Origin of the sequence: Burkholderia contaminans (genome assembly GCF_029633825.1) — a bacterium.
Classification (GTDB): Bacteria; Pseudomonadota; Gammaproteobacteria; order Burkholderiales; family Burkholderiaceae; genus Burkholderia; species Burkholderia contaminans.
The window spans coordinates 1,941,051-1,966,302 of the sequence record NZ_CP090641.1 but is presented as its reverse complement, the minus strand read 5'-3'; the positions used below and the strand labels follow the sequence as shown (position 1 = coordinate 1,966,302).

18 protein-coding genes are annotated in these 25,252 nt (G+C 67.4%); 10 read left to right on the top strand and 8 right to left on the bottom strand.

The genetic code is table 11. The features are described 5' to 3' along the window. The first annotated feature begins 103 nt into the window (after positions 1-103). Together LXE91_RS26455 and LXE91_RS26450 are read left to right on the top strand one after the other, a co-directional pair. Positions 104-1,111 (top strand): hypothetical protein, encoded by a 1,008-nt coding sequence (locus LXE91_RS26455; RefSeq protein WP_039369689.1) that lies wholly within the window; start codon positions 104-106, stop codon positions 1,109-1,111. Between the two features lie 222 nt (positions 1,112-1,333). Next, positions 1,334-1,924: a DUF4410 domain-containing protein gene (locus LXE91_RS26450; RefSeq protein WP_039369686.1), complete on the top strand. Its 591-nt coding sequence runs from the start codon at positions 1,334-1,336 to the stop codon at positions 1,922-1,924. 97 nt (positions 1,925-2,021) lie between these two features. On the opposite strand, the gene LXE91_RS26445 is transcribed toward LXE91_RS26450, so the two are convergent. Beyond that, positions 2,022-3,326 carry an MFS transporter gene (locus tag LXE91_RS26445; protein WP_039369683.1) on the bottom strand — a complete coding sequence of 435 codons (1,305 nt, stop codon included), beginning with the start codon at positions 3,324-3,326 and terminating at the stop codon, positions 2,022-2,024. A 501-nt stretch (positions 3,327-3,827) separates the two neighbouring features. Between LXE91_RS26445 and LXE91_RS26440 the strand changes: the two genes are divergently transcribed. From LXE91_RS26440 to LXE91_RS26430, 3 genes are all read left to right on the top strand, one after another. Continuing rightward, positions 3,828-4,637, top strand: coding sequence for a TlpA disulfide reductase family protein (locus LXE91_RS26440; protein WP_039369680.1), 810 nt, complete (start codon positions 3,828-3,830; stop codon positions 4,635-4,637). Positions 4,638-4,830: 193 nt separating this feature from the next. Then, entirely contained in the window at positions 4,831-5,667 is an 837-nt protein-coding gene (locus tag LXE91_RS26435) for an ion transporter (protein WP_039369677.1), read from the top strand. Between the two features lie 144 nt (positions 5,668-5,811). After that, positions 5,812-6,300 (top strand): GlcG/HbpS family heme-binding protein, encoded by a 489-nt coding sequence (locus LXE91_RS26430; RefSeq protein WP_039369675.1) that lies wholly within the window; start codon positions 5,812-5,814, stop codon positions 6,298-6,300. 43 nt (positions 6,301-6,343) lie between these two features. On the opposite strand, the gene LXE91_RS26425 is transcribed toward LXE91_RS26430, so the two are convergent. From LXE91_RS26425 to LXE91_RS26395, 7 genes are all read right to left on the bottom strand, one after another. Further along, positions 6,344-6,547, bottom strand: coding sequence for a DUF2191 domain-containing protein (locus LXE91_RS26425; protein ID WP_039369796.1), 204 nt, complete (start codon positions 6,545-6,547; stop codon positions 6,344-6,346). A gap of 30 nt (positions 6,548-6,577) precedes the next feature. Beyond that, positions 6,578-7,246 carry a MarC family protein gene (locus LXE91_RS26420; protein WP_039369672.1) on the bottom strand — a complete coding sequence of 223 codons (669 nt, stop codon included), beginning with the start codon at positions 7,244-7,246 and terminating at the stop codon, positions 6,578-6,580. Between the two features lie 416 nt (positions 7,247-7,662). Beyond that, complete coding sequence (locus tag LXE91_RS26415) at positions 7,663-8,676, bottom strand: serine protease (RefSeq protein WP_223274337.1); 1,014 nt, start codon at positions 8,674-8,676, stop codon at positions 7,663-7,665. Positions 8,677-8,922: 246 nt separating this feature from the next. Then, a complete protein-coding gene (locus LXE91_RS26410; RefSeq protein ID WP_039369668.1) occupies positions 8,923-9,639 on the bottom strand; it encodes an outer membrane protein in 717 nt (238 codons plus the stop codon). 130 nt (positions 9,640-9,769) lie between these two features. Then, on the bottom strand, positions 9,770-10,417 hold the full coding sequence (locus tag LXE91_RS26405) for a response regulator transcription factor (protein WP_082139545.1): 648 nt from the start codon (positions 10,415-10,417) through the stop codon (positions 9,770-9,772). Next, on the bottom strand, positions 10,414-11,079 hold the full coding sequence (locus LXE91_RS26400; RefSeq protein WP_278068173.1) for a sensor histidine kinase: 666 nt from the start codon (positions 11,077-11,079) through the stop codon (positions 10,414-10,416). Before LXE91_RS26400 ends, LXE91_RS26405 begins: the two co-directional genes overlap by 4 nt. After that, entirely contained in the window at positions 11,052-11,846 is a 795-nt protein-coding gene (locus LXE91_RS26395) for a hypothetical protein (protein ID WP_278068135.1), read from the bottom strand. The genes LXE91_RS26400 and LXE91_RS26395 overlap by 28 nt, the downstream gene beginning before the upstream one ends. Before the next feature lie 475 nt (positions 11,847-12,321). On the opposite strand from LXE91_RS26395, the gene LXE91_RS26390 reads away from it, so the two are divergent. The 5 genes from LXE91_RS26390 (at position 12,322) to LXE91_RS26365 (ending at position 25,125) form a co-directional block, all read left to right on the top strand. Then, a complete protein-coding gene (locus LXE91_RS26390) occupies positions 12,322-13,113 on the top strand; it encodes a response regulator transcription factor (protein WP_046197022.1) in 792 nt (263 codons plus the stop codon). Between the two features lie 107 nt (positions 13,114-13,220). Beyond that, on the top strand, positions 13,221-16,220 hold the full coding sequence (locus LXE91_RS26385) for a sensor histidine kinase (RefSeq protein ID WP_039369665.1): 3,000 nt from the start codon (positions 13,221-13,223) through the stop codon (positions 16,218-16,220). Between the two features lie 204 nt (positions 16,221-16,424). Continuing rightward, the gene (locus tag LXE91_RS26375) at positions 16,425-19,268 is read left to right on the top strand and encodes an ESPR-type extended signal peptide-containing protein (RefSeq protein ID WP_039369662.1); all 2,844 of its coding nucleotides are present in this window, start codon (positions 16,425-16,427) and stop codon (positions 19,266-19,268) included. 374 nt (positions 19,269-19,642) lie between these two features. Further along, positions 19,643-24,205, top strand: coding sequence for an ESPR-type extended signal peptide-containing protein (locus tag LXE91_RS26370; RefSeq protein WP_039369660.1), 4,563 nt, complete (start codon positions 19,643-19,645; stop codon positions 24,203-24,205). Between the two features lie 230 nt (positions 24,206-24,435). After that, positions 24,436-25,125 carry a response regulator gene (locus LXE91_RS26365; RefSeq protein ID WP_039369657.1) on the top strand — a complete coding sequence of 230 codons (690 nt, stop codon included), beginning with the start codon at positions 24,436-24,438 and terminating at the stop codon, positions 25,123-25,125. Positions 25,126-25,252: the final 127 nt, after the last annotated feature.

Here is a 25,252-nt window from a genome sequence, read left to right as displayed (position 1 = left end):
GGTTTCCGTTTCCGGCTGCGACGTTCTACAGTGACATAAAACAATCCGCGCCGCCGCGCGTCGCTGCCGCTCGACGATGCGCACCCGATTCCGAGGACATCCCATGCCGAGCATCCTGGCCGCGCCCGCCAATCTCCCCCCGAGCCCCGTCGCGGCCGAAACGCGCATGGTGCATGACGTCGCCACGCTGAAGCCGTCCGACTACCGTGCGGCGGACGGCGCATCGTGGGTCATCTCCACCGTCACGCCGGCCGCCGACAGCGGCACGAACGTGACCGGCACGACCTACTTCGACACCGCGAAAGGCCAGACTGTCCCGGTACCCGACGCTCGACGCCGCTATGTGAATCGCGGCACGTGGCAGGTCGTCGCGAGTTCGAGCCCTTCCGTACCCGCCACCGGCCGCTACGACTGGCTGACGCTCGCGTGGCTGCCGATCAACCGGCGGCCGCTGCCGCAAACGCCCGAGCACCTGTATTCGCCGTTCATTCGCGGCGGCACGATCGTGTATCGATGGAATCCGGCCGCGGAAGGCGGCGAGCAGTTCGGCAACGTGCGGATGATCTTTCCGGAATGGACGCAGCAGGTGGCCGATGCGTTGCGGGCGGCTCCGGCAGCGTCGCCGGGCGGGGCGAGTGCGTCGGCCGTATCGTCGGCGCTCGATCGACTGAAAGCGGACGCGAATCCGATGACCGCCGTGCTCGACTTCAGCGATGCACTACGCGATGAACCGGTGGAGCGAATCGTCGCGAGGCTGCCGGAGCTGCTGCGGGTGAAAGATCCGCACGAGCTGTCGGCGATCGTGTTCCTGTGCCTCACCGGATCACGCTCCGAAGACCGGCCGCGCTTTGCGGAAATGATCAACGAGTCGATCGCGTCGACCGACGACAGCGCGCGCCTGCTCGCGATCGCGTATGGCGCATTCGCAGCCGGCCGGGCGCGGCCTTATCCGTTCAACGATGCGGGGCAGACGGCGCCGATCAACGATGTATTCGGTGCGTTGAAGCGAAGAACGGCGGCGCTCGGCGTGCCGGTCGGGGAAGGCTCGCCGTGGTACGAGTTCTTCACTGCGTATCGGCTGGGCGGCGCAGTGTCCGGCACCGGGCAATGAGTGCCCGCGGCGGCCCGCGCCGCGACGGCAAGACCCGATCACGGGTGTGAGAAATCTCTCGCCACGCAGTCCGCGGCTTTTTCATGCGTGCCAAACGCGGCGATGAAGCCACGCCGATTCAATTTCCGATCTATTCGACCTTTTGAATCGAATCGTCCCGTGCTAGATTTCCGCCCGGCCACAGAGCCATCTCACATAACCCGAACTAAAAAAGACCAAATCATGAAATCTGTATTCCGTCATGCCGCTCTGGCATTGGTGACGATCGGCTTCCTGTCGGGCTGCGCCAGCAGCGTGACACGCGACGCGAGCGATCAGGCAGGGGCCATCGCGACGGCATCGATGCCCAAATTCGGCTCGAAACCCGTGATCGTGCAAGTCACGCTCGACCATGCCGCCCAGGAAGCGCTGAAAGACAATCTGAAATTCAGCCCGGAGAACCTGAAAGGGAAAATCGAAAGCGCACTGGCGGCACGCAAGCTGCTGGCAACGGCCGGATCGACCGATGCGATGCACCTGAACGTCGAAGTCAACGACATTCGCGTGCGCTCGAGCTTCACGGCGGTGATGTTCGGTTTCATGGCGGGCAACGATCACGTCAACGGCACCGTGACGCTCGCCGACGCCGACAATCGTCAAATCGACCACTTCAAGGTGTCGGCGTCGTACGCGCTCGGCGGCATCGCCGGCGGCATGGACGATACGCGCATGAACTGGCTGTACGAGACGTTCACCGAGAAAACGCTGACGACGCTCGAACCGGCGGCCGACGCGCCGCAACAGGCTGACGCTTCGCAGGCGAAGAAGCTGTAATCGCCGACGCCCGACGGGCCCCGCATGGGCGGCGCGTCGGGCGTCAGCCGCCGCACCCGCCCCGCGACGACGAAGCGGGTATCGCGCGAGGCCGCGCTCAGCCGGCGTGTGCGTCCTTCAGCATGCCCTTCAGCAGCAGGCACGCCCCGCCCCCCACCGCGCTCACGCACGCGACATAGCCGAAGTACAGCTGATAACCGTGCATCCCCGGATATGCGGTGGTCAGCCAGCCGTTCAGCAGCGGCAGGAACACGTCCGGCGAATAGCCGAGCAGCGAGATGACGCCGATCGCGAGCCCCGTGATGCGCGCCGGCACGTCGCAGCGTTCGAGCACGCTCCAGTACAGGCCGCGCACCGCATACGTCAGCAGGCCGATCACGATCACGACACCCACGAGCAGCGCGATCTGGTCGAGCGACGGAAACACGATCAGCCCGACGAATGCGAGCGCCGCGCAGAACAGCGCGCCGCCGAGCACGTTCAGCGTGCCGATGCGATCGCCGACGAAACCGCCGCCGATGCCGCCGATCGGCCGCATCCACAGCTTCAGCGACGCGATGAAGCCGGCCGCGACGATCGACATGCCGACGCCCTTCTGCTGCAGATACGGTGAAATACTGTAGGTCGCCCACGACAGGTGATAGCCGCAGAACACGATCAATGCGAACACCCACAGCCGGCGGTTGCGCGCGAGTGTCAGCAGGTCGCGGCCGAGGTCGCCTTTCTCGGCTTTCACCCCGTCGTGCGCCGCCGCCCCGGCCGCCTCCTTGACGAACAGCAGCAGCACGCCGAGCGCGATGCATGCCAACGAATAACCGACGACCACCTGCCGGAACGCACCGCCGTGCGACACGCCGCGCGTGTCGACGAGCCACGCGAACAGCGCGAGTGACGCGGTCGCCAGCAGCGCCTCGATCAACCCGCGGCCGCCGTCGAGAAACCCGAAGAACCGGCCCTGCTCGCTCGGCCGCGCGATCGTCTTCACGCGCTTGATCACGGACGCCCAGAACGTCAGGCCCGTCGTCACGCCCCAGCCGCAGAAGATCACCATCAACGTCGCATACGACGGCACGCTCGCATACCAGAAGCCGAGCGCGCCGGTGCCGGCGAGCGAGAAGCTGATCAGCCAGCGTGGCGGCAGGCGATCGGCGAGCCAGCCGCTCGGCAGGTAGCAGACGAGGAAGGTGGTGCCGAGTGCGGAATAGAGATAGCCGAGCTGCGTGCGCGTGATCTGGAACAGGTCCAGCATCGTGTCCTGGTAGAACTGGCGCAGGTACAGCATCGGATAGATCGCGCCGGCCGCGCAAACGAGCAGCGCAAGCTGCACATGGCGGCCCGCGGATGCCGTCGCGGCGGTGTCGCCGGGTTGCGCGGCGCGAAGTGCCGCGTCATGGTTCGTCATGTGTCTCCTCCATCGTATGGTTCTCGCCGGCTGTCGGCCAGTGTCGTGCAGTGCGCGAGTGAATGCCCGGTGCTCGCATCTGGCAGCGGTCCTATTCCGTTTGATCAGCCGACATGGGTCGGTTCGCGGCCGCGCCCACCGGCCGCCACCGGGCATTCACGCCCGCACGCTCGACGACAAAAAATCGGCCGCCCGGGGGGAGCGGCCGCAAGGAGAGATCCCTGTTCGGGATGCCGGCGGACACCACTCCGGACCGGCCTGGATATTGTTGACGAACGCCATTCCGCTGACCATCAGACCGGTCTGATTTGCAGCCCGCTTGCCTGAAAATCACGGCGTCCTGAGCCTGCCGCCTCGATCGAATCCGCAACGTGCCGTTACGTTCTCGACGGGAACCCCCATACGCGGCAACCTGTCGAATCGCCGCACGACCGTCGACGGCTTCATCGCCGTGGCGGACAATCCCCTCTCCAGCCCCGCTCGATCACGTCCCGCCCTTTCATGCTGAGCATTGGTCCCTTCTCGATCCGCGTCGTCGCGGTAGCCGTCGCCGCGCTGCTGGCGTGGCTCGTCGCACGCTTCATCCAGCGCCGCCCGCCGGACGGACATCACAAGACCGCACCGAGCCTGATCCTCGATGCGTTGCTGTTCGGCCTGCTCGCCGCGCGTATCGGCTACGTCGCGCAGTGGTGGCACGAATACGCCGCCGCGCCGCGCTCGATCATCGCGCTCGGTGATGGCGGTTTCGACTGGCGCATCGGCCTCGCGGCGGGAATCGTGTTCGCGGGCTGGCGCCTGCGCCGCCTGCCCGCGCTGCGTCGCCCGGTGATGGCCGGCATGCTCGCCGGTGTGGCCGCATGGGGGATCGCGCAGGGCACGCTCGCCACGTTGCAGCACGGCGCGCCGCCGCTCGCCGCGTTGCAGCTCGAAGCGCTCGACGCCACGCCGGTGCCGGTGCAGCGCTTCGCGGGCAAGCCCGTCGTCGTGAATCTTTGGGCGACATGGTGCCCGCCGTGCCAGCGCGAAATGCCGATCCTCGCGCAAGCGCAGCAGGATCATCCGGGGATGACGGTGCTGATGGTCAACCAGGGCGAAGACGCGCAAGCGGTGCGCGCATTCCTCGAGCAGAAAGGGCTGCGGTTCGACCACGTGCTGCTCGATCGCACGCTGCGCGCGATGAAAACCTACGGTTCGCGCGGGCTGCCGACCACGCTCTTCTTCGACGCGAAGGGCAATCTCGTCGAATCGCACATGGGCGAGATCTCCGCCGCGCGGCTGAAGGATGCCGTGGCGGATCGTTTCGGCCAGTAACGCGCGTCGGTCGAGGAACGTCGGGCCCCGCGTCGCCCTCTCCGCGCGTCGATCGCGGCCGGCCCGGTCTGGCGACGTGCCGGCGTATGGGCACGCTGCACGTGCACGACCGGATCGACGCGGCGACCAACATGGCGCCGAAATCAGACATGTCCGATTGGCCGGTCCGGACGTCGTCCGTAAACTCGGGCGCATGATGACCCCGATCCAGTCCACCTTCGACGCGCTGCGCGGCACCGTCGCGCGCTACACCCACCGCCCCGCGTTCCTCCGCAACCTCGACGTCGTGGTGCTTGCACTGATCGTCGCGAGCGTGCTCGTCGTGATGGCCGACAGCGTGCACGACCTGCACGAACGATACGGCCACGCACTCTATGCGGCCGAATGGGCGTTCACGCTGCTCTTCACGGTCGAATACGTGGTGCGACTGCTGTCCGCACCGAAGCCGCTTCAGTACGCGCGCAGCTTTTTCGGGATCGTCGATCTCGTGTCGGTCCTGCCGACCTATCTCGCGTTCTTCTTCCCCGGCCTGCATGCGCTGATCGACGTACGGCTGCTCCGGCTGCTGCGCGTGTTCCGCATCCTCGGGCTGTCGATCTATCTCGAGGAAGGGCAGATGCTGATGCGGGCACTGGCCCGCGCGCGGCGCAAGATCTTCGTGTTCATCGGCGGGATGTTCGTGCTGACGGTGATTCTCGGCACCGTGATCTTTCTCGTCGAAGGGCCGGAGAACGGCATCACGAGCATTCCGGTGGGCGTGTACTGGGCCGCCGTGACGATGAGCACGACCGGCTACGGCGACCTGACGCCGCATACGCCGCTCGGCCGGCTCATCACGTCGTGCGCGATCCTGCTCGGCTACGGGATCATCGCGTTTCCCACCGGGATCATGGGTGCGGAGCTGGTGGCGTCGGCGCTGGAGCGCACACGCAGCAACGCGCGGCCGGCCGCGGGCGATGAACCGTGCTGCCCGCATTGCGGTGTCGCGCTGCCGGAGCGCGGTGCGAGCGACACGCCGCATTCAGAATAGGCCCCGTCCTATTCAGCTTCACCTCCCCTTGTTCGAAACTGGGTTGATCGAGCGGTTCGGTCGCTGCAGCGCCGGCCATCACGGCACGCGATGCGCACCGCGGATTCGCCGCTCGCCTTCCAGCTATTTCGATAAGGAGTTCCCATGATCATTCGATCGACCCTGGTGACGCTCGCCGCCGCCACGCTGACCACCGCCGCTTCCGCGCAAGTCCTTCAGGAAAAGAATCTTTCGCTGACCCTCGCGACCGAAATCGCGCAGCAGACCATTCAGGCCTGCTCGGCCAGCGGCTACAACGTGGCCGTCACCGTCGTCGACCGCAGCGGCATCGCACGCGCGATGCTGCGTGCCGACCACGCCGGCCTGCATACGGTGGATGCGTCGCAACGCAAGGCCTACACGGCGCTGTCGACGAAGACGCCGACCGGCACGCTCGCCACGAACCTGCAGAAGAACCCGGCCGCCGCGCAGATGACGGCCATCGACGGGTTCCTGGTGCTGGGCGGCGGCGTGCCGATCAAGGCCGGCGACGAAGTGATCGGTGCGGTCGGGGTGGGCGGTGCGTCGGGCGGGCATCTCGATGAAGCCTGTGCGCAGCAGGGGATCGCGCGCGTTCAGGCGAAGTTGCTGTAACGGCTACGCCCGGATTCCGGCAAGTCGAACCGGCAACGCAACGTTACGACTCCCATTCCGGGCGCCGCCGTCGAATATCTGCCATGCCGGACCGTGTCCCGCCCAGCGCGGCCAGACGTCTGGCGGCCTGGACACGCACCAGCGTGTTGATGACCTCCCGCAACAACTCCGCTTCGTTCACCCCTGGTCCGGCCGTTTGCACGGCCTTCGCAAAGAGATCGCCGTCGATCGTCACGGTGAGCCGCATGGCCTGCCCCTCATCCCGCCTCATCCCGCCTCATCCCGCCTGCCCGCCCAGCGTCTGCGCGAACGCCGCCAGCCCCGTCAACATGATCTGCACGCCCACGCACAACAGCAGGAACGCCGACACCCGCATCGCCACTTTCGTCCCTTCGCTGCCGAGATAGCGCGCGAGCGTCGTCGCGCGGCTGTAGATCTGCCAGATCGCGAACGCGACCAGCGCCGCGACCGCAACCGACACCACGCCCGACACCAGGTAATCCGCGGCCTTCCGGGCGCGGTTCGCATGCAGCGCGATGCCGGCCGCGATCGAGCCGGGGCCGATCGTCAGCGGCACCGTGAGCGGGAAGATGGCGCGCGACATCAGCTTCGGCAGATCGTCGCCGGGCGCACCGCTGTCGCCGCCCGGCACGTCGGGCGCGTTGAGCATCGACCAGCCGGCCACGGCCACCGCGAAACCGCCGCCGATCCGCAGCGCTTCCATCGAAATCCCGAAGAAATTCAGTACCGGCGCGCCGATGAAGAAGATCACGAGCAGCGTGAAGAACACGTTCGTCGCGAGCTTTTTCGACAGCGTCGCGCGCTCTGCCTCCGTCAGCGATTGCGTGCGTTCGAGAAACACGAACGCCATGCCGAACGGATTGATGATGCCGATCAGGCCGGTGAAGCCGAACAGAATTTCAGAGATCAGGCGGTCGACCGGCATCGCGATCGTGCTCCTCGGTAACGGACAGGAAATAAAAAAAAGGCGACCGGTCGAGTTGACCGGCCGCCAGGAGGACACACCTCAAAGTCCGGCGCGCGCGGGGGGCGCGCCGACCCGCAGAACCCCGATTGTCGATGAAGCGCGGCGCGCGGGAAATCAGTCGAGTCTGATTTTGCGGGACGTTGCTCGACGCAATTCCGTCACATGAATGGCGCGAAGGGTCGCGCTGCATGTCGGGCGCACGCTGAAGCATACAAATCAAAAAATGGCGGCCAGTCGTTACGAGCGGCCGCCCAAGAGGGGAGAAACTTCCACGAATCGTCGCGGCGCGTGATGTGAATGCACCGCGTATCAGCCGCAACGTCGCTGCACCGACGTACCCTTGCACGGCGACGCTGCTGTCCAGTCCAGGCCGCTCAGTACCCGACCAGTCGCGTGTGGCTCGGCAGATCGACCGTGAGATCGGTGCCGCCCGCGTCCGTCTTCGTCGACGATGCAACCGGCCGCGCCGTGTCGCGCGTCGCCGCGAGCCAGTGCGTGAATTCGGCTGCGGTCATGCCGACCGCCTGTGCGGCGCTCGATGCCGGTGCAGCCGATGGCCCATCGGCCGCCGTTGCCGCATGCTGCGCGTGCGCCACCGCTCCGTGAGCCGCCACCGCTCCGTTCGGCACGGCACGCGCATTCGGCGCCGTGCCGTTCGTCGTCTTGCCGCGCAATGCGACCGCAGGCTGCGCCGCCGCGCGCGACTTCACGGCAACCGGCTTGCGCCCCGACGATGCACGGCCCGCAAGCTGTACCGGCTCGGGTGCCGCCACTTCCGCCACGACGGCATCCGACGCGACGACCATCGCAACGGCCACCGGTGCGCTCGCCGACGCATCCGCGCCGGCCTGCAACGCTCGGGATTCCGCGGAGACGGCTTGCGCCGCCGTCGTCACCCGCGCATCCGTCGGTGCCGGATGATCCGCCGACACGATCGCCACTTCCGCCGGCCGACCGGTCGCGTGCGCCACCTCGGCTGCCGCGACGGCCGCCGTCGGCGCGACCGAAATTGCCGCCGCGTACACGCTGCCGGGCGTCACCACATGCTGGTGCTCGTCGAACACGTGTGTCGCCACCACGCACACCACGCCGAACATCGCGGTGGCCAGCAACGTCATCTTCCAACGGCGGCGCAACGGATGCGGCCGGACCCACGCGCGGTTGTCCGAACCGAAATCCTGGGCTCGAACCGGCCTGGCGGCCCTGGCCGCCTTCGTGCCGCGTGCCGGCGCGGCGGCCGGCACGCGTCGTGGGCCATGGATATCGAAAACGTACTGTCGCGCGCGCCGGCTCGCCACGAACGGCCGACGTCGCCGGCCATACGGCGGCGGCACATCCGAGAACGGAAGCGCCAGCGGAATCGCGTAATGCCCGGTGATGTCCTGCATGCTCATGGTGTCGGCGACGTATCGCGCAGCTTCCGCCGCGGCAATCCGTACGTGCTCCTGTAGTTGAATGGTCGGCTTCGAGTATCGCCGTCGGGCCGTCGCCGGACAATCGGACCAGGCCGTATCGGATGCGGCATGGGGATCGGCCCAGTCCTACAGCCGTGTCAATCATCGTCAAGCGCATCGGCACGGTGTCCTGAAGCGTCCGGTTCGTTGCGATGGCCCCATCCTGTCGGCAACGCGCGCTCAGAACCGGCCGCGCAACCCGATGAACACTTCGTTCGACGACAGCTTCGACTTCAGCTGTTCGTCACGCGCGTTGATGCGGTTCGCGAACGTGTTGAAACCCGTCTCGACGTTGCCCATGTCGACATAGCGGTAGCCGAGATCGATCGAGAAACGCTTGTTGATCGCATAGCTGACGCCGGCGCCGGCCGAGTACGCGAGGTTCGTCTGCGTCTTCGACGCGAAGCGGCGCGAATCGTTGGTCTGCCAGCCGTCGGCCGACACGATCGCGACACCGATGCCGAGCGTGCCGTACACGGAGAAGCCGCGGCCGAGATCGAAATCCTTGTAGCCGTTCAGCATCAGGCGCTGCGCCGATACGTGGAATTCGTTCGCGTTCGCGTCGAACGGCGCCCAGTAGCTCGTGAAGTTGTTGGTGCGCTTGAACACGTACTCGCCTTCCGCGCGCCAGCCGTTGCCGAACTGGTAGCCGAGGCCGAGCGAGCCGGTGAGGTTCGAGCCCGTGTCCGGGCCGCCGACGCGGCTTGCCACGCGCGGGCTCGTCAGCTCCATGTTCACCGCGTTGTCGAACGCGCCGATGATGCGGCCCGTCGCGTAGTAGCCGGCGTCGCCGAGTTCGGCGGCCTTCTTCGTTTCCGGCGCGGCGACGGTGTCGGCGAAAGCGGCACCCGAGAACAGCAGGGCGAGCGTGGACGGCAGGGCAAAGCGCTTGATCATGATGAGTTGGATTCCTTGACGATGAGTGACTTGTCGGAGAAGCCGTCATCGTAGGAATCGCGCCGCGATCGTTGAACCCGTTCGGCTACGGGTTGCGCCTCCGTAGCGCTACGGAGGCGCAACGCACGCGCTAGGGCGACGAGGCGCCCGCGAACGCCGCGTAATTGCGCACGAGCTCGACGAGCGTCGCGGCCTGCAGCTTGTCGAACACATTCGCACGATAGGTCTCGACGGTGCGCGGCGACAGCCCGAGCTCGCGCGCGATCTCCTTGTTGCTCCAGCCGCGCACGATGCCGTCGAGCACTTCCCGTTCGCGCACGCTCAGCGTCGCGATGCGCGCCGCGCGCGCCGGGTCCGTGCCGGCGTGCGCAACTTGTTCGCGCTCCGCCGCGTGCCGGCGGATCGCCTGCTGGACCGCGTCGATCAGTTCGTCGTCGTCCGCCGGCTTGCGCAGGAAGTCGAGCGCGCCGCGCTTGAACGCGCGCCGGCATGCGTCGATGTTGCCGTGGCCCGTCATCACGATCGCGGGCAGGTCGCGGCGCGCGCGCAGCTCGTCGAGTGCGTCGAGGCCGCTCATTCCCGGCATGCGGATATCGAGCAGCACGCAGCCGAGCGCTGCATCGTCGGCATCGACGAGGAATGCCTGCGCATCCGCGTAGCAACGCGTCGGCAGGCCGACGGAGCGCAACAGCAACGCGAGGCCGTCGCGCACGGCTTCGTCGTCGTCGACGATCGCGACGACCGACGCGTCGGGTAGCCCATTCAACGGTTCGCTCACGCGACCTCCTTTTCTGTCAGCGGCAACAGCAGCGTGGCTTCGACGCCGCCCGCCGGTAAATTGCGCACCGTCAGCGTGCCGTCCTGCCGCTGCGCGAGCGTGTCGCACAGCGGCAGCCCGAGGCCGAGCCCGTGCGTACGCGTCGTGAAGAACGGCTCGAACAGGCGCGGCAGCGCATCGTCCGGCACGCCGGGGCCGTTGTCGACGACGCTGAAGCGGTAATGCCGGCCGACCCGCGCACCGCTTACGCGAATCTCGCCGCGCGGTGTGCCGGCGAGCGCATCGCGCGCGTTCTGGATCAGGTTGTGCAGGATCTGTTCGACCGCGACCTGTTCGGCGAACGGGCGCTCGCGCGGCGCCGCGTTGTGCCAGCCAAGCGTAACGTGCTCACGCGCGCAATCGTCGCGGTACAGGAACAGCAGCATGTTCATCACCGCATCCGGATCGATCGGATCGCGCTGGCCGGCGCACGCGGACGTCACCGCCGCGCGCAGCCGCTCCAGGATCGCAGCCGCGCGCTTCGCCTGCGCGACGCTGGTCTGCAGCGCGCGGCGCACGCTGTCGTGTTCGGCCGGCCGATCGAGCAGGCGCTCGGCCGCGCGCGTGTGCGTGACGATCGCCGTGAGCGGCTGGTTCAGCTCGTGCGCGAGGCCGGCCGCCATCTCGCCGAAGGTGTCGAGCCGGCCGAAGCGGTCGAGCCGCGCGCGTGCGTCCTCGCGACGGCGTGCCTCGCGCAGCCGCCGAGCACCGAGCGCCCCGCGACGAGCAGCGCGGCCACCGCGTTCCACAACGCGATCGGCAGCCACGGCAGATCCGCGACCGTCAGCGTGCGCGTCGTGCGCAGCACGAACGCCTGCGGCTGCGCGGGCAGGTGCTTCTCCAGATGCATCGTCCAGCCGGGCAGCGCGTTATCGACCGCATGCGACAGCAAGTCGATACGACGATCACGCAACTCCAGCACCGCCGATGAGATCGCCGACGACCAGTCACCCGGCGGGATCATCTGGCGTGGGTCGACCCGCACGGCCCAGCCGGAATTGGCCACCAGCCAGTAGGCGGCGGGGCCGTCGAACATCAACGCGAACGGCTTGCCGGGCCTCGGCTGCGGCGTCATGGCGGGCGCGGGCCCACCGTCGGCCTGCCAGCCGGTACCGCGCCGCCAGTACGCAAGCCCGTCGAGCTGCGGCATGCGTTCGCGCAGGTTGTCGAGCATGTGCGCGGGCGGCGCCGCAAGCGACGAGGCGCCGAGCGTCGCGAGAATCGCCTCGTGTTGCGCGGCCTTCTGCGCGAGCAGGCGGATCGTGATGCTGGAATCCTGGAAGAAGCGGCCGTATGCGTCGGCGACGGCGCGCGAGATGACGAACGCCGTGCCGGCGAGGCTGAGCGCGAGCCAGGCGAGCAGCGCGACGAGTCGGACGGAAGGTTTCATGAGCAGGAACGGTTCGGCAATGGATGACGCAACGCGAGCGGTGCGTTGCGGTGCGGTGAACAGCCGACGCGATGCGGCGAACACGCGCAGACGCGGCGCTCGGCACGGGCCTCCCGCCGCCACGCGCGACGCTCTCCATTGTCGGCAAGTCCGCACAGCCTGTGGTCCGAACTCCGTTATGTTTCCTGTCAGCCCCGTCCCAAACATGGCGCTCACCGGCAATGCCGCCTGCAATTTCAGACCGGTCTGATTCTCTTCACACTCCGAACCGACCACAATCGGCTTGCCTGTTCTCCGTGGCCTCCGGGAGTACAGGCTCCATAGTCGATATTTTCCCGCCCTCACCGGCGGGACTTTTTTTGAACGACATCGCGCCGCTACCGCCCGGAACCCGTCCGGCCATGATCCCGCTTCCCTTCATCCGATCGCGAACGCACACCGCGACCGCACCGCGCCGGCTTCGCCCTTCCGCATCGTGATCGACACGCCCTCCACTTCCATCGCGATCCTGACGATCGACCACCCGAGCCGCAGCGCGTTCGACGATCGCCTGCGCCGTGCGGGCTACGGCTACGACCGGCTGCGCATCGACGACATCCTGCGCAAGTCGGGCTACCGTCCGGCGCGCTTCGAGTATCTGTCCGACCTGCTCGCGACCTGCGACACGCAATCGTTCGACCTGTTCATCGTGCAGTGCGAAACCGCCTGCCGCCGCACGCTCGATGCGATCCGCACGCTGCGCGCGCGCTTTGCCGGCACGGTCGCGATCGTGTCGATCAGCCAGCGCGATGCCGACGCGTCGCGCAGCGCGTGTTTCATGGCCGGCTCGAACGAGCACCTGCCCTACGTGTCGCCCGCCGACACGCTGATCGCGAGCATCGCGACGTGGCTCAGGTGGTCGCATCACCGCGCGACGCATCATCGCCACTGGCGGGTCGGCTGCTTCGAATTCGACGCGGCCACGCGCAACGTGTGCGTCGCCGGCCGCGAGCACGTGCTGACCGAGAAGCACTTCCAGATCGCCACCGCATTCTTCCTGAACCTGGGCCGCGCGCTCGACCGTGCGCACGTGAGCCAGCTCGTGTGGGGCTCGCTCGTCGCATCGCAGAGCCGGCGGCTCGATACGCACGTCGCCTACCTGCGCGACCGGCTCGAACTCGACGGCCGGCACGGCGTGAAGATGATGACGATGTACGGCTTCGGGTACCGGCTCGTGACATGCGAGCCCGTGACACCTTCCCCGGACGCACCCGCCGCGGAACGATAGTCGCGCCACCGCGCGCGTTGCACGCCCTCGCAAGCCTGACAGGCCCCATTGCGCGCTGATCGGACTCCATTATCATGGGGGCACCTTGGCCGACCGCCCCGCCTCCGATGGACCACCGCGCCGCACCCGATCGTTCCCGCCCCGCCGCCGGCCCGTCCGCCGATCCGACGCCGGCCGGCCGCCGCCAGCGTGCGCTGCTGTATGCCGGCGGCGGTGCCGTCACGGTCGCGATCCTGCTCGCCAGCGGACTGATGCTGTACACGATGGCGAAGGAAGCGATCCAGGAACGCTATACGGGGTTCGGCGTGCGGCATTTCCTCGTTCAGTTCGAATTCAAGGTGCGCACGACCGGCATGGACATGCTCACCGCCCACGACGAAAGCGTGTGGCACGCGCGTGCGACCGATCCTGCCGCCGTCGCCGCGCTGGCCGCCGGAAACGGGCGGCTCGAGCTGCGCGACAACCCGCGATTCCCGTCGATGCTCGTGCTCGCCGACTTGTCGCCCGAACGACCGGCGGCGTCCTACGCGCGCTATCTGGCGATGGCGAGCGACATGAGCTATCGGGTCGGCGCATACATCGCGAAGCAGGACGCCGGCCGGCCCGTGGCCGGCTACGCGTACAGCCCCGACCGCCGCTTCGCAATGGTGATTCCAAGCCCCGAACCCGGCACGGCCCCGGCCGAATCCGCACCCTCGCCCGCGTCAGCGCTGCTCGCACAGGTCGCCCCTGATCTCGACACGCCCGCGCGACGCCGGTTCGTGTGGCATGCGCCTGCCTACGACCCCGTACAGCGCCGCGACGTGTTCCGGATCGTCGGCGCCGCATACGACAACGACGTACCGCTCGAAGTGCTCGTCTCGACACTGCCCGTCGACATGCTGCGCGCGCGGCTCACAACCGACGATCCGACCAACGCGGCCATCATCGCGAATGCGCGTGGCGATACGCTGCTGCGCGTCGGCGCCGCCGTGCACGACGCCACGACGGTCGCGGCGCTCCAGCGTCTCGCCGCACGCACGCGCCCGACGACCGGCAACGGCCCGCGCACCGCTTACGGCGACGGACTGTTCGCGCTGAGCCAGCCGATCCCCGACACCGACTGGACGCTCGTGCAGGCGTTCACGCTGCGCTCGCTGCTCGCGACGCTCGGCGTGCGCGCGGGTGGGTACACCGCGCTGATGCTGGCCGTAATCGCACTGGTGTGGTGGCTGCTGGTGCGCTTCGACCGCCGCGTGCTGAAGCCCGACGAAGCGCGCCGCCGACGCACGATCGAAAGCGAGAACCTGAACCGCACGATCGTCGAAGCCGCGCCGTCGGGCATTGCACTGCTGTCGCTCGCCGACGGCACGGTGCTGCTGCAGAACGACACCATGCGTGACTACGACGCGCGCCGCGCCGGTGAACCGTCGCTGCCGGCGAGGCTGCTCGAGCGCTTTGACCGCACGGCCGATCCCGATACGTGGCAGTCCGGCCTGCACGTCGCGCTGCCCACCGCAGGCGGCGACCCGATCGACCTGCTCGTCAGCCTGGTGCGCACGCGCTACCGCGACGCGGACGTCGTGCTGGCCAACTTCTCCGACATCACGTCGCAGAAGAACGTCGAACGCGAACTCGACAACGCGCGGCAGGCGGCCGACGCGGCGAACAATGCGAAGTCGGCCTTTCTCGCGACGATGAGCCACGAGATCCGCACGCCGCTGAACGCGATCCTCGGCAATCTCGAACTGATCGGCCGCGAGCCTTTGGCCGATACGCAGCGTGAGCGGTTGCACACGGTCGAAGGCGCTTCATCCGTGTTGCTCGACCTGATCAACGACATCCTCGACCTGTCGAAGATCGAGGCCGGCCAGATGACGATCGAGGCGATCCCGTTCGATCTCGCCGACACGATCCGGCAGACCGGCGCAATGTTCGAGCCGCTCGCCGCCGCGAAGGGGCTGCAGTTCGACGTGTTCGTGGACGATGCGCTGCCCGCGCGCTACCTCGGCGACCCGACCCGGATCCGGCAGATCGCGGCCAACCTGCTCGGCAACGCGATCAAGTTCACGAACCACGGAGAGGTCACGCTCGAGGTGTACCTGCGCGACGACACCGATCCGGATTCGCCGATCGCGATCGGTGTGAGCGACACGGGCATCGGGATGACCGACGAACAGCGTGCGACGCTGTTCCGCCCGTTCACGCAGGCCGACACGTCGATCACGCGGCGCTACGGCGGCACGGGCCTCGGGCTCGCGCTGACGAAGCAGCTCACGCAGATGATGCACGGCACGATCGACGTGAAGAGCGAAGCCGGCCACGGCAGCACGTTCGTCGTCACGTTGCCGTTGAAGCCGGCGACGGGCGAGCAGATCGCCGCGCAGGACGCGCAGCATGCCGACGATGCCGCGGCGCTGCCGGCGGTCGCCGCGCGTGTGCTGGTGGTGGACGATCATCCGGTGAACCGCAAGCTGCTGCAGGGGCAGCTCGTCACGCTCGGCTATGCGGCGGATGCGGCCGAGGAAGGGGCGTCGGCGTTGCGGCGCTGCACGGATACGCGCTACGACCTCGTGATGACCGATCTCAACATGCCGGGGATGGACGGCTATACGCTCGCCCGCGTGCTGCGTGCGCAGTATCCGGAGTTGCCGGTAGTGGCCGTCACCGCGCATGCGAGTGCAGCCGAGCATGCGCGCTGTGCGGAAGCGGGGATCGTCGCGGTGCTGGTGAAGCCGGTGCTGCTGGAGACGATCGATCGCACCGTGCGGCGGCATGCGCATGCGGTACCTGCACGGGCGGCGGCCGCGCGTGCGCTCGTCGACCTGGCCGAAGGGCCGCTGCCGCCGGACGTGCATGCGCTGCTCGAAACGAGTCTGACGCAATCGCTGGCGGGTGCGCGCGATGCGGTTGCCAACAACGACACCAACGCGCTGCGCCACGAACTGCATTCGCTGCGCGGCGCGTTCGCGACGATTCACGAGCATGCGGTGGCCGATGCGGTCGGCGAACTCCAGGCCATCGTGCATGGCGGCGACATGACGTCGTTCGATGCGCAATTGGCCGACGCGGAACGCCTGGCGCGCAACGCGCTGCAACGGCGCGCGACGCAGCCGCCATCGGCCTAAGCCATTCCCCGGGGACTGGCCGTGGCGGGCCGGTTCTTTCCCCTTGCCCCCGTTTAGACGCTCGGACCAAGCCCGTAAAGGGCTGCGCGGATGTAAGACTGAGCCTACGAAATCGCTATCTCGAATCAGCCTCGGACGACGGATTCAGACGAAGCCGATCCCTACCATTCATTTGTTTCCTGACAAATTGAAAGGAGTAGGGCAATGAACAAGACGTACCGCAGTATCTGGAACGCAGTGACCCACACGTGGACGGCGGCAGCCGAGACGGCGAAGTCGCATTCGAAGGGGTCGTCGCGCGCGGCGCGGCAGGCCGTGATCGCAATCGCACTGGGTAGCGCGGCGATTGGCAGTGCGGCTGCGGCCGACATGTGCACGACGGAAGAGGGGGTAAGCGGCATGGTCGATGCGGCCGGCGCATGCAAAGTAGCCCATTCGGGCACGATCGGCACGATGAGTTCGGTCGGCACGATGGCAGCGCTCGACGATACGTACTTCAAGGTCAACAGCACCGGAGCAGCCTCCGTGGCCAGCACCACGGATGCGATCGCCATTGGCCCTGGCGCTAGTGTTATAAACGGTGGCACGACCAATCCTTCAGGATCGATCGCCATCGGCAGCGGCGCAACAGCTGGTGGATCCGGATCGATCATGATCGGGACGAACGCGCGGCATTCGGGCTCCAGCGCAACGGTCGTGGGGTCCAATGCCAGCGCCATGGGAGGCGGTGCCGGCACCGCGTTGGGAACCAGCAGCTCAGCTGCCGGCAACGGTAGCGTAGCCTTGGGTTCCAGCACGACCGCAAGCGGTCGCTCGTCGATTGCACTCGGCACCGGCAGCGTCGCTGATGCGGCCAACACGGTGTCGGTCGGCAACAGCACCACGCAACGCAAGATCGTCAACATGGCCGCCGGTAACGTCTCGGCGACGAGCACCGACGCCGTGAACGGCGCGCAACTGCACGGCGTCGCAGATAGCGTCGCATCGGCAATCGGCGGCGGTTCGACGGTGAATGCGGACGGCTCGATCTCCGCACCGTCCTTCACGGTCGGCGACGGCAGTGGTGGCTCGAAGATCGTCAACTCGATCGGTGACGCCGTCACGAATCTCGACGGCCGCACGACGACCAACGAAGGCGCGATCTCGAAGCTCGCCGACGAACTCAGCAGCGGCACGCTCGGTCTCGTCCAGCAGACGAGCGCCGGCGCAGATCTCACGGTCGGTGCGAACACCGACGGCGCAGCGGTGAACTTCGCCGGCACGGCCGGCACGCGCAAGCTCACCGGCATCACGGCCGGCGACGTGTCGGCGGCCAGCACCGACGCGGTGAACGGCTCGCAGTTGCATGGCGTGTCCGACAGCGTCGCATCGGCGATTGGCGGCGGCACGATGGTGAACCCGGACGGCTCGATCTCCGCACCGAGCTTCACGGTCGGCGACGGCAGCGGCGGTACGACGATCGTCCACTCGATCGGCGACGCCGTCTCCAATCTCGACGGCCGCACGACGACCAACGAAGGTGACATCAAGAAGCTTGCCGACGAACTCGGCAGCGGCACCGTCGGGCTCGTCCAGCAAGCAGCAGCCGGCGCAGACCTGACCGTCGGCGCGAACACCGACGGCGCAGCCGTGAACTTCAGCGGCACGGCAGGCGACCGCAAGCTGACGGGCATCGCTGCCGGCGACGTGTCGACGGCCAGCACCGACGCGGTGAACGGTTCGCAGTTGCATGGCGTGTCGGAAAGCGTCGCATCGGCGATCGGCGGCGGCGCGACGGTGAACCCGGATGGCTCGATCTCCGCACCCAGCTTCACGGTCGGCGACGGCAGCGGCGGCTCGACGACTGTCCACTCGATCGGCGATGTCGTCACGAATCTCGACGGCCGCACGACGACCAACGAAGGCGCCATCTCGAAGCTCGCCGACCAGCTCGGCAGCGGCACCATTGGCCTGGTTCAGCAGGAACCGACGAGCGGCGCGATCACGGTCGGCGCGGGTGTCGGCGGCTCGACGGTGAACTTCGCCGGCTCCGGCGGCCTGCGCACGCTCTCCGGCGTCGCGAACGGCGTGGGCGACGATGATGTCGTGACCGTCTCGCAGCTTCGCGCGACCGGCCTGATCGACTACACGGGCAAAGAGGTGGGAGCCGTCACCTACGACAGTGGGCTCTCGTTCGACTCCGTGACGTTCGCCGGCTCGAACGGCACGGTGTTGCACCGGGTCGGGGCGGGTGAAATCAGTGCGACCAGCATGGATGCCGTCAACGGCAGCCAGCTGTATGCGCTCCAGGAGCGATTCGGTGAGCTGAGCGGCCGGGTCGACGATCTATCGGACCGCCTCGGCGATGTCGAGGCAGACCCGGGTACCGGCCCCGGCACCGGCGCCCCGGGCACGGGCGAAGGATCGACCATCGTCGGCGAAGGTGCGGACGCATCGGGCAAGAACGGTTCGGCCATCGGCAACGGCGCTGTCGCATCGGGCGACAACAGCTCGGCCATCGGCCAGGGCTCGGTCGCTTCGGGTGACAACAGCTCGGCCATCGGCCAGGGCTCCGTCGCATCGGGCAGCAACAGCTCGGCGATCGGCCAAGGTTCGGTCGCGTCGGGCAACAACAGCTCGGCCGTCGGCCAAGGCTCGGTCGCATCGGGCAACAACGCGGTTGCCCTCGGCACCGGCTCGGTCGCGGATCGCGACAACGCGGTGTCGGTCGGCTCGGCCGGCAACGAACGCCAGATCACGAATGTCGCGGCCGGTACGGCGCCGACCGACGCGGTCAACCTGCAGCAGATGAACAACGCGGTCAGCAGCGCACGTCAGGATGCAATGGGTGGTGTCGCGGCCGCGATGGCAGTGGCCGGCCTGCCGCAGTCGACGCAGCCGGGTCGCACGTTCATGGCGATGGGCGCCAGCACCTACGGCGGCGAGTACGGTACGGCCATGGGCTTGTCGTACATGACGCGCGACGGCAAGTGGACGGTGAAGGCTGCCGTCAACACGAGCAGCCGTGGCGAGGTTGGCGGTGTGATCGGCGGCGGCTTCTACTGGTAAGCCGTCGGTCGTTCAAGGCACGTTAGCCGTGCCCGCTTTCCGGCTGTTTGGGGTTTCGTTTTATCGCGCCGGAAGCGGGCCTCTCGATGTCCCTCAGGAATGCTTCTTTTGTTGAAAGTATTCGAGCTTCAATGAACGCACGCAGCGCCTCGTCCAGCAGGCACTGTGTCGACCGCCTGAACGCGGATGGCCGAGCGGCCGTCCGCGCCTTCTCTTCTCCTCTTCCCTCCCTCCTTCCCGTTCACGCGTGCCGCCGCTCGCATGTAGGACTGGGCCTACAAAAGCCCTATCTCGAATCAGCCGTGGACGACTGATTCGGACGAGGCAGATCCCTACCATGGATTCATAGCCTGACAAACCTTAGGAGTAGGGATATGAACAAGACTTATCGCAACATCTGGAATGCAGCAACTCGCACGTGGACGGCCGTGGCCGAGACGGCGAAGTCGCATTCGAAGGGCTCGTCGCGTGCGGCACGACAGGCCGTGATCGCGATCGCGCTGGGTGGCGCAGCCATCGGCAGTGCGGCTGCGGCGGATATGTGTACGACAGTTGACGGGTCGAGCGGCACCGTCGATGCATCGGGTGCGTGCAAGGCAACCGGTTCGGGTGCAATCGGCACGATGGGGACCATCGGAACGATGGCGGCGCTTGATGACACGTACTTCAAGGTCAATAGCACTGGCACGGCCGCAGCGGCCGGCACCGCAAACTCAATCGCGATCGGCCAGGGTGCATCCGTCGCCAACGGCGGGGTGACAGGGGCCAACTCGTCGATCGCCATCGGCAACGGCGCAGCAGCAGGCGGCACCGGTTCGATCATGATCGGTACGAGCGCGCAGCATTCTGGCTCCGGTGCAACGGTCATCGGCTCCAATGCCAACGCATTGGGTGGCGGCGCCGGCGTGGCACTCGGAACCAGCAGCTCCGCTGCCGGCAATGGTAGCGTTGCGTTGGGCGCGAGCACGACGGCCAGCGGCCGCCAGTCGATTGCGCTGGGCACCGGCAGCGTCGCGACTGCGGACAACACTGTCTCCGTTGGATCCGCAACCCTGCAGCGACGCATTACCAACGTAGCCAACGGTACGGCGGGCACCGATGCGGTGAACTTCGGCCAGCTGAGCGCCACGAACGCCGCTGTCGATGCAACCAACGCTGGCCTGTCGACAACCAACGCATCCCTCGCGTCGATGCAAACGGGACTGTCGACCACCAACGTCTCGCTCGCGTCGACGCGATCGGATCTCTCGACCGCTCAGAACACCATCGCCACGCACACCACGCAGATCGATACCATCAACAACCAGCTGAACGAGCTCTCAGACGGCACGATCGGCCTCGTTCAGCAATCGACTGCCGGTGCGAACCTCACCGTCGGCGCGAACACCGACGGCGCCGCCGTGAACTTCGCCGGTACCGCCGGTGATCGCAAGCTCACGGGCATCGCGGCCGGCACTGCCGATTCCGACGCCGTGAACTTCGGCCAACTGAGCGCCACGAATGCCGCTGTCGATGCAACCAAAACTGGTCTGTCGACGACCAACGCATCGCTCGCCTCGACGCAAAGCGAGCTGTCGACCACCAATGTGTCGCTTGCATCTACGCAAAGCGATCTCTCGACCGCGCAGACCAACATCGCCACGCACACCACGCAGATCGACACCATCAACAACCAGCTGAACGAGCTGTCGGACGGCACGATTGGCCTCGTCCAGCAATCGGCCGCCGGCGCGGACCTCACCGTCGGTGCCAACACCGATGGCGCCGCAGTGAACTTCGCCGGTACCGCCGGTGATCGCAAGCTCACGGGCATCGCGGCCGGCACCACCGACTCCGACGCCGTGAATTTCGGCCAGTTGAGCGCCACAAATGCCGCTGTCGATGCGACCAACGCTAGCCTGTCGACGACCAACGCATCGCTCGCGTCGACGCAAAGTGAGTTGTCGACCACCAATGTCTCGCTCGCCTCGACACAAAGTGAGCTGTCGACCACCAACGTCTCGCTCGCGTCGACGCGATCGGATCTGTCGACCGCGCAGACCACTATCGCAACGCACACCACGCAGATCGATACCATCAACAACCAGCTGAACGAGCTCTCAGACGGCACGATCGGCCTCCTTCAGCAATCGACTGCCGGTGCGGACCTCACCGTCGGCGCCAACACCGACGGCGCCGCCGTGAACTTCGCCGGCACCGCAGGCGACCGTAAGCTCACGGGCATCGCTGCCGGCACTGGCGATTCCGACGCCGTGAACTTCGGCCAACTGAGCGCCACGAATGCCGCTGTCGATGCGACCAACGCTGGTCTGTCGACGACTAATGCATCGCTCGCCTCAACGCAAAGCGAGCTGTCGACCACCAATGTCTCGCTCGCGTCGACGCAGACGGAGCTGTCGACCGCGCAGACCACCATCGCGACGCACACCACGGAAATCGACACCATCAACAACCAGTTGAGCGAACTGTCGGACGGTACGATCGGCCTCGTCCAGCAGTCGGCTGCCGGCGCGGACCTCACCGTCGGCGCCAACACCGACGGCGCCGCCGTGAACTTCGCCGGCTCGGCCGGTACGCGCAAACTCACCGGCATCACGGCCGGTGACGTGTCGGCAGCCAGCACCGACGCCGTCAACGGTTCGCAATTGCACGGCGTCGCCGACAGCGTCGCATCGGCCATCGGCGGCGGCTCGACCGTGAACCCGGACGGTTCGATTACCGCACCGAGCTTCACCGTCGGCGACGGCCACGGCGGCACGACTCCGGTCGGCACCGTCGCCGATGCCGTGTCGAACCTCGACGGGCGCACGATCGCCAATGAAGGCGCGATCACGGATCTCGACGGCCGCACGATCGCCAACGAACGGTCGGTCGCGGACCTCGATGGCCGCGTGACGACCAACGAAGGCGCGATCACGAAGCTGGCCGACCAGATCGGCAGCGGCACGCTCGGCCTCGTCCAGCAAGCCAACGCAGGCGACGACCTGACGGTCGGCGCAAATACCGACGGCGCCGCGGTGAATTTCGCCGGCAAGGCCGGCACGCGCAAGCTGACGGGCATCGCCGCGGGCGACGTGTCGATGACCAGCACCGATGCGGTCAACGGCGCACAGCTGCATCACGCATCGGACAGCGTCGCGGCGGCGATCGGCGGCGGCTCGACGGTGAACCCGGACGGCTCGATTTCCGCACCGACGTTCACCGTCGGCGACGGCCACGGCGGCACGACTCCGGTCGGCACCGTCGCCGATGCCGTGTCGAACCTCGACGGGCGCACGATCGCCAATGAAGGCGCGATCACGGATCTCGACGGCCGCACGATGGCCAACGAAACCGCCGTCACGAAGCTCGACAACCGCGTGACGACCAACGAAGGCGCGATCACGAAGCTGGCCGACCAGATCGGCAGCGGCACGCTCGGCCTCGTCCAGCAGGCCAATGCAGGCGACGACCTGACGGTCGGCGCAAATACCGACGGCGCTGCGGTGAACTTCACCGGCACGGCAGGCAACCGCACGCTGACGGGCGTCGCCGCGGGCGACGTATCGGCGGCCAGCAGCGACGCCGTCAACGGCTCGCAACTGCATGGTGTCGCCGACAGCGTCGCATCGGCCATCGGCGGCGGCTCGACGGTGAACGCGGACGGATCGATCTCGGCACCGTCGTTCACCGTCGGCGACGGCAGCGGCGGCACGAAGATCGTCAACTCGGTGGGCGACGTCGTCACCAACCTCGACGGTCGCGTCACCGACAACGAAGGCGGCATCAAGAAGCTCGCCGACCAGCTCGGCAGCGGCACCGTAGGCCTCGTTCGGCAGGACGCGACGAGCGGCATGATCACGGTCGGCGCGGGCGGCGCCGGCTCGGTCGTCAACTTCGCCGGCAGCGGCGGCCCGCGCGTGCTGTCCGGCGTCGCGAACGGCGTGCACGACGACGATGTCGTGACGGTCTCGCAGCTCCGTGCGACCGGCCTGATCGACTACACGGGCAAGGAAGTCGGCGCAGTCACGTACGACAGCGGCCTCTCGTTCGATTCCGTGACGTTCTCCGGTACGAACGGCACGGTGCTGAAGCAGGTCGCGGCGGGCTTCGTCGGTCGGGACAGCATGGAAGCCGTCAACGGCGGCCAGCTCTACGCGCTGCAAGAGGAGTTCGCGAAGCAGTACGGCGATCTGTCGGGCCGCTTCGACGATCTTTCCAGCCGGGTCGGCGAACTTGAAACCAACCCCGGCCCGAGCGATCCCGGCACCGGTGGTCCGGGTGCCGGTGGCCCCGGCACGGGCGAAGGCTCGACCGTCGTCGGCGAAGGTGCAGACGCATCGGGCAAGAACAGCTCGGCCATCGGCAACGGCGCAGTCGCGTCCGGTGAAAACAGCTCGGCCATCGGGCAGGGCTCGGTTGCATCGGGCAAAGACAGCACGGCCGTCGGCCAGGGTTCGGTCGCATCGGGCGAAGGCAGCACCGCGCTCGGCCAGGGCGCATCGGCCACCGGCAGCAACTCCGTCGCGATTGGCCAAGGCTCGGTCGCAACGGAAGCGAACACGGTCTCGTTTGGCGACGGCACCCCGGAAGGCAACCGCCGCCTCGTCAACATCGCCGACGGCATCAACGCGTCGGACGCGGCGACGAGAGGCCAGCTCGACCGCGCGATGGAATCGGTCGACCAGCGCTTCAACGACACGAACCGCGCGATCAACGACGTCGCGAAGAACGCGTACGCCGGTATCGCAGCCGCGATGGCGATGCCGAACATGACGCCGTCGCAGCCGGGCAAGACGGTCGTCGCAGTGGGCACCGCGAACTTCAAGAGCGGCTCGGCGATCGCGGCCGGTGCGACATACCGTTCGCGCAACGGCAACTGGCTGGTGAACGGCGCGACGTCGGTCACCTCCGTCGGCGACGTGGGCATCCGTGCACAAGTCGGCTACGAGTTCTGACCGGACGGCTCCGCGCAAGCGGAGCATCGACCCGAAGCGAGGGGAGCCATCCCCTCGCTTTTCGGCCGACGGCCAGTGGCGATTCCTGCGAGTTGCCACCGGCCGTCGGCGCGACGGCGTCGCGTCCGGCCAGTTCTTTTGCCGCCCGCGACGGCGCCCTGCGCCGGCTCCAACCCGCTCAACAACGCCGAACGCGCGCCTCCCGGCGCCGCGCAACGCGTGAGAACCTCATGAACAAGACCTTCCCCATCCGCATCGTGATCGCCGACGACCATCCGGCGATCGTCATCGGCGCGCGCTACGAACTGTCGGCGACGAACACCATTACGGTCGTCGCGACCGCGCACAACTCGACGGAACTGATGGACGCGCTCGCGAGCCACCCGTGCGACGTGCTCGTGTCCGACTATGCAATGCCCGGCAGCGAATACGGCGACGGGCTCGCGCTGTTCACGGCCGCCCTGAAGCGCCATCCCGGCCTGAAGGTCGTCGTGATGACGATGATGGAAAACGCGGTCGCGCTGCGCGCGCTGATCAATCTCGGCATCGCGTGCATCGTCAGCAAGTCGGACTTGCCGAACCACCTGACGATGGCGATCCACGCGGCCTATACGAGCGGCCGGTATCTGTCGCCGTCAATGGACAAGATCCTCCGCAATGCGGGCAGCGTGACCGGCAAGGCGCCGGCGCTGTCGGTGCGCGAGGTCGAGGTGATCCGGCTCTTTGCGTCGGGACTGTCGGTGAACGACATCGCCGAGAAACTGAATCGCAGCAAAAAAACGATCAGCACGCAGAAGAGTTCGGCGATGCAAAAGCTCGGCATCGAGCGCGACGTCGATCTGGTTCGCTATGCGATCTCGTGCGGGCTCGTGACCGATTACGGGTATGCGTCGGCGCAGGCGGCCGGCGAAGCGGACTGATCTGCCTGAAACGTTGAGATGAAAGCATCGGCGCCCGCGTGGCGCCGATGTGTTGATCCGTGCCGGCGGCGCTTCGCCGCACGGACGGGCCGCTGCGCGCCACCGCCACGCGGCGCATGACAATGCA